Source organism: Bowmanella yangjiangensis, assembly GCF_017255015.1.
In the GTDB taxonomy this organism is placed as follows: Bacteria; Pseudomonadota; Gammaproteobacteria; order Enterobacterales; family Alteromonadaceae; genus Bowmanella; species Bowmanella yangjiangensis.
The window spans coordinates 1-5,947 of record NZ_JAFKCS010000057.1; the positions used below are offsets into that span (position 1 = coordinate 1).

Below are 5,947 nucleotides of genomic sequence, written 5' to 3' on the forward strand. Positions count from 1 at the left end.
CGCAAGCGACAAGCAGCAGAGCCATAACAACTGAGGCAACAAGTCTAATCATTGTTGGTTTTCTCTCTTTCGTTGAATACAGAGTAAACAGCATAAGCAGCAGAAAAAAACTTGCATCGTCGCATCGAAGGAGATGAACGCACTGACCTGAAGCAAGCACTAAACAAATTGTCTTTGCCTGATGGCATGGGACTGATTGTACGTACGGCAGGTGTTGGAAAATCTTATGAAGAGCTTGAATGGGATCTGAGCGTTTTGCTGACCCACTGGCAAGCCATTGAAGATGCCTCAAAATCCCGTCAGGCTCCCTTCCTGATTCATCAGGAAAGTAATGTTATCGTACGTGCCATTCGTGACTATTTGCGTCGCGATATCGGCGAGATCCTGATTGATGACGAGCAGATTTTTGAGCAGGCCAAACAACATATCGAATTGGTGAGACCCGACTTTATCAGTCGCATTAAGCTGTATAAAGGCGATGTCCCCCTTTTCAGTCATTACCAGATTGAAACGCAAATTGAATCGGCCTTTCAACGGGAAGTCCGTTTACCGTCCGGCGGCTCCATTGTTATTGATCAAACTGAAGCCCTGACCTCTGTAGATATCAACTCTGCACGAGCTACTAAAGGTGGGGATATTGAAGAAACCGCTCTGAACACCAACCTGGAAGCAGCAGATGAGATTGCTCGTCAATTACGTCTGCGCGACTTAGGTGGCTTGTTCGTTATCGACTTTATCGACATGACCCCTGTGCGTCACCAACGTGAAGTGGAAAAGCGCCTGGCCGATGCGGTTAAATCCGATCGCGCCAGAGTGCAGCTAGGCCGTATTTCACGTTTCGGCTTACTGGAAATGTCCCGTCAGCGTCTCCGCCCTTCTTTGGGTGAATCGGCTCACCATGTATGCCCTCGTTGTGATGGCGTAGGTACAGTACGCGGTACCGAATCTCTTGCCTTGTCTGTTTTGCGTATCATGGAAGAGGAAGCAATCAAGGACAACACCGGTCAAATTGAAGCCCAGGTGCCGGTCAGCGTTGCTACTTATTTATTGAATGAAAAACGCAATGCGGTGCGTAGTATTGAACAGCGCCATCAAGTGCATTTACTGATCATCCCAAATCCTAATATGGAAACACCCCATTACCGGGTGACCCGTCACAGAAGTGACGATGTGATCAGTGAAGCCAGTTACAATGTGACCTTGGACGAAACTCGTAGTATCGATCAGCCTAAGGTTGGTCAGGAACAACCTAGTCGCGAAGAGCCTGCGCTGAAAACCCTGATTTCTCCGCCCAAAGCCGCCCCTGTCGCTAAGCAAGCCGCCCCACAGGGACCATCACTGTTGGAAAAACTAGGAAGTTGGTTTAAGTCGCTGTTTGCATCAGAGCAGCCGCAAAGTAAACCCAGCGAATCAGGCAATCGCGGTAACCGTAATAATCAGCAGCGTGGCAAGAAACCTCGTCGTGACAGAAACCGACCTGAAGATGGTCGTCGCGATAACAAACGTGCCCGCAATGAAGAAAAGCGTGACGATCGCCGCGACGATCAGAGCAACCGTGATGAGGCCCGCAAAGATTCACGTCGTGATGAGCCACGGGATCAACGCAGAAACAACAGACGCAACAAAGCTGAGGATGCTGACAACCAGCAGTTGACAGATAACAAAGTGCAGCACAAAGAGCCGCAGCGTCAACCTAAGCAAGAACAATTGGCAGAACGTCGTCAACGTCGAGATAAGCGCCGCTCTGTTCGCGTTCAAGCCAACGAGACCAACAATGCACAAGATACTGAGCTGCTTCAGCAGCCAGTGCAGGTCGAAGCGACTGAAACTGTCGTTGCTAAGCCCGCTATAGCACCTGTTGCAGACGTGGAAAATGTGGCAGTAGTTGTGCAAGCTGAGACCAACGAGCCAGGACAAAGTGAAGAACCAGGTGCGGATAAAGATCAGCAGAAGGACGATGGTGGACGCAATCGCAGCCGTCGCTCGCCTCGCCATATTCGCGCTGCTGGTCAAAAACGTCGTAAGGATCAGGAGCTAGAACAGGAAGGTGAAACGACTTCACCTGCGCAGGACCAACTGGCATTAGATGTTGTTTCTCAGCACGAAGAGGCGGTTGCTGACGTTGTAGCGCCAGAAGTGCCTGCTGAAGTAGCTCAAACCCCAGAGGTTCTGGAATCAGCCCGTGATTTGGCAGAGGCTCCGGCCGAGGACGTTAACGCCGCAGAGGAACAAGCTGAAAAGCCCAAGCGCAGAACCCGTCGCAGCAAAGCGCCACAGCAAGTAGAAATTGCCTTGGAAGATAATGCTAGTAACGATGTAAAGCCTGAGGTTGCTGAGGTTGCTGAGGTTGCTGAGGTTGCTGAGGTTGCTGAGGTTGCTGAGGTTGCTGAGGTTGCTGAGGTTGCTGAGGTTGCTGAGGTTGCTGAGGTTGCTGAGGTTGCTGAGGTTGCTGAGGTTGCTGAGAAAAAAGCTGCCCCTAAAGCCAAAACAAGACAAGCTAAACCTGTTGCCGTTAGTGGTAAAGCGCCGCAGTTCCATTTCACTTCTGCTCCAATGGCTAAGCCAGTGAGCCTGCCGGAAGAGTTTGCCGATATCCAAATACAAGCCTTGGAAATCGCCAGCAGACCCGAACTGAAGACATCAGGGAAAGCAGCGGCACGAGCAAACTACAGTACACGTGCTGATGCACCTGCAACTAAACCGGAAAGTGTCGAGGAGTAATCTGCCAGTCACAGAAAAAGGCCGCAATTGCGGCCTTTTTAATGTTCTCGACTCTGTGTTGAAAAGAGATTTAACCAGCTAAATATCTTGGCTGTCTAAGCGATAGTGCGATTAATTGCCGCTAACGCTTCCACCGGATCGGCGGCCTGAGTAATAGGTCTGCCGATAACCATGTAGTCTACTCCAGCCTGCACGGCTTGTTCAGGCGTCATTATCCGGTGTTGGTCACCGATAGCGGCACCAGCAGGACGTATACCTGGTGTAACCAGTTTAAAATCCTGGCCCAGGCTGCGTTTCAAGGCAACCGCTTCCTGGGCTGAGCAGACTACCCCATCCAACCCAGCACCTTTTGCTAATCCAGCCAGATGCAACACTTGCTGCTCAGGGGTTTTATCGACCCCCGTCGCCCTTAACTCCGCTTCCGACATGCTGGTAAGTACAGTAACCGCAATCAGCAATGGACGCTGATCACCAAACTGTTCTAACGCAGCGCGACTGGTTTCCATCATTTTGGTCCCACCGCTAGCATGCAAATTCACCATCCACACACCCAATTCAGCTGCAGCGACGCAGGCTTTGGCAACGGTATTCGGTATATCGTGAAATTTCAGGTCGAGAAATACATCAAAGTCCCTGCTGATAAGCTGCTTAACGAAGTCAGGGCCAAAATAGGTAAACATCTCTTTACCCACCTTCAACCTACAGCTCTGTGGGTCTATTTGATCAACAAACTGCAACGCGTGTTTCTGGTTATCAAAATCCAGTGCAACCACTATTTTAGGATCTTTCATCTACTCTCCATCCAAACCTTTTATTGGCTTCACCAGTCCCCACTTCTTGCAGGATGGACACAACCAGTGCAATTGGCGACCAGAGAAACCACAGGCGGTACAACGATACTTGGGTCTTTGTTTAATCTGTTCCTGCACCAGTTCCTGAAGCATAGCTAAGCTGTTACCCACTTGCTCCGTGGTACTTTGGTGCTGGTATAAATTCATCAGGGTTTCAAACCCTTTCATGGTAGGCTTTTTATGCAACTGCTGAAGTAGAAAATCGGCAGCTTGGCTCTCCTGCCCTTTGCTTGCCATCAATTTTACTTTCGCCAGGTAAGCTGTGGCACATTGCTGATGATAGGTTTCCAGCAGAACTTCAAGTACGGACGTATCATTGAGCTTGTCTGCACATTCTTGCAATAAAGGAACGGCTTCACTTAACCAGGTTACATCCCTGACCGGCACTTGTTGCAGGTACTCCTGCGCTTGCAAATAGTCTTGCTGTGCAATGGCCATTTGCCCCAACATCAGCCACGGACGTACCGCGTGTTCATCCGATAACACGGCTTTTTGTAAACTCTTCTCAGCTTGCTCAAATGCTTGCTTTTTAAGGTGAACCGCGGCTTGCTCACAATAAAAATGCGCTACGCGTTCACATAGTTCGAGACTATCGCCATGGCAGTTCACCATGCGTTCGGCCAGTTCAATGGCGCGGTCCCATTCTTTGGTAGTTTGATAAATATTAAACAGTTGCTGCTGGGCATCCATAAAGTACTTGTCACTATCCAGCAACTGCAAAAAAGCCGCTTCAGCACGTTCCAAAAAGCCGGCTAGCAAGTAATCGCGGCCTAACTCTTTTAATGCTTGTTGCTTAAGCGCATCATTCAGCTGCTCTTTATCAACCAGATTCTGGTGAACCCGTATGGCTCGGTCTAATTCCCCCCGGTGACGGAAGAAATTGCCCATTGCAATATGGGTTTCGACAGTATCACTGTCGACATTGATCATTTTAATTAGGGTATCAACGGCCTTATCTGGTTGATCTGATAGCAGGAAATTCAACCCTTTATAATAATGCCGGGATAAGATGCTGGATTGTTTACGCTGGGCCTGGCGCAAACTATTACGCCCCATAACCCAACCATAGCCGGCTGCGACAGGAAGCAGGAGGAAAAGCAGCTCAAGCATGGGAATTAGCTGTCTCTTTGACTGTTAACCAGCTTGGCTTTGCGTCGGTCACGCCAACGAAAACCGATAAACCAGAAAATACAGAAAAGCAGACAGACCACAACACCACCAACAAACATCACAGCCATCAAACTGGACAGCCGCAACTCAGATTGTGCAATGAGATAATTAACCTGAACCAATTGGTCATTTTGTGCGCCGATGGCTAAGGCAAGTAGAAAAATCAACACTGCCAGCAACAGGCTCAAAATCAGCTTCAAGTCATACTCCCATATAGGCAATCAGGGTTGGTTTTTATTGGTAAAAAAATAACGTCAAATAACGTTGACTCGATGATAAAGCACTGACTGACAATGACAAAAAAGGCACCCCAAATGGGATGCCTTTTCTATTAGTGAGTCATCCCGTCATTTACCCTTTCACGCAATTCCTTGCCAGGTTTAAAGTGAGGAACGTACTTGCCGTCCAACTTCACTGTTTCACCAGTTTTAGGGTTACGACCAACGCGAGGCGCTCGATAATGCAGTGAAAAACTGCCGAATCCGCGGATTTCGATACGCTCACCCTTCTGCAGAGTTTGCGCCATCTGTTCCAGCATTTCTTTTATCGCCGCTTCCACGTCCTTGGCCGGGATATGTCGGGCTTTATCAGCAAGTCTGTCGATTAGTTCAGATTTGGTCATATTAACCTCGTGATCTAGGACAAATCATACAGTTACCGATCTGTTGAGGAGGCCAATCGGCCTCCCCGACTCCTTACTCTTCGCCTTTCGCTGCTTTGAAAGCTTCAGCCATAGCGTTTCCGAAACCAGATTCTTCCTGCTGGTTCACTTTGTCGATCGCTTCTTTCTCTTCCGCTTCGTCTTTTGCCTTCACAGACAAGTTAACGATACGGTTCTTACGATCAACACCAACGTATTTGGCTTCGATTTCTTCGCCGACTTTGACAACTTCAGAAGCATCTTCAACGCGGTCACGCATCAGGTCGGTTGCACGAATGTAACCTTCTACTTCTTCAGCCAGCTCAACAGTCACGCCTTTGGCGTCAACAGCGGTAACCTTACCGACAACGATAGCACCTTTCTTGTTATCTGTCAGATACTTATTGAAAGGATCTTCTTCGATTTGTTTCACGCCCAAGCTGATACGCTCACGCTCTGGGTCAACTTGCAGTACAACAGCAGAGATCTCGTCGCCTTTCTTGTAATCACGTACGGCTTCTTCGCCGGCTTTGTTCCAAGAAATGTCAGACAAGTGAACCAGACC

General features: G+C 48.9%; 6 protein-coding genes. 1 reads left to right on the forward strand and 5 read right to left on the reverse strand.

Going from position 1 to position 5,947, the window contains the following annotated elements:
- Positions 1-111 precede the first annotated feature (111 nt).
- Complete coding sequence (locus J0A65_RS21055; RefSeq protein ID WP_232850086.1) at positions 112-2,721, forward strand: Rne/Rng family ribonuclease; 2,610 nt, start codon at positions 112-114, stop codon at positions 2,719-2,721.
- Between the two features lie 95 nt (positions 2,722-2,816).
- On the opposite strand, the gene pyrF is transcribed toward J0A65_RS21055, so the two are convergent.
- From pyrF to J0A65_RS21080, 5 genes are all read right to left on the reverse strand, one after another.
- Positions 2,817-3,512, reverse strand: a complete 696-nt coding sequence (gene pyrF / locus J0A65_RS21060) for an orotidine-5'-phosphate decarboxylase (protein ID WP_206596305.1) — start codon at positions 3,510-3,512, stop codon at positions 2,817-2,819.
- Positions 3,513-4,682 carry a lipopolysaccharide assembly protein LapB gene (gene lapB / locus J0A65_RS21065; protein ID WP_206596306.1) on the reverse strand — a complete coding sequence of 390 codons (1,170 nt, stop codon included), beginning with the start codon at positions 4,680-4,682 and terminating at the stop codon, positions 3,513-3,515.
- Positions 4,683-4,687: 5 nt separating this feature from the next.
- Entirely contained in the window at positions 4,688-4,942 is a 255-nt protein-coding gene (locus tag J0A65_RS21070; RefSeq protein WP_206596307.1) for a lipopolysaccharide assembly protein LapA domain-containing protein, read from the reverse strand.
- A gap of 131 nt (positions 4,943-5,073) precedes the next feature.
- Positions 5,074-5,364 carry an integration host factor subunit beta gene (gene ihfB / locus J0A65_RS21075; RefSeq protein WP_206596308.1) on the reverse strand — a complete coding sequence of 97 codons (291 nt, stop codon included), beginning with the start codon at positions 5,362-5,364 and terminating at the stop codon, positions 5,074-5,076.
- A gap of 73 nt (positions 5,365-5,437) precedes the next feature.
- The coding region (locus tag J0A65_RS21080; protein WP_206596309.1) for a S1 RNA-binding domain-containing protein at positions 5,438-5,947 on the reverse strand (510 nt) is incomplete at its 5' end.

Coding starts and splice junctions, on each gene's coding strand:
- pyrF (WP_206596305.1), bottom strand. CDS start 3,512: ATGAAAGATCCTAAAATAGTGGTTGCACTGGATTTTGATAACCAGAAA.
- lapB (WP_206596306.1), bottom strand. CDS start 4,682: ATGCTTGAGCTGCTTTTCCTCCTGCTTCCTGTCGCAGCCGGCTATGGT.
- ihfB (WP_206596308.1), bottom strand. CDS start 5,364: ATGACCAAATCTGAACTAATCGACAGACTTGCTGATAAAGCCCGACAT.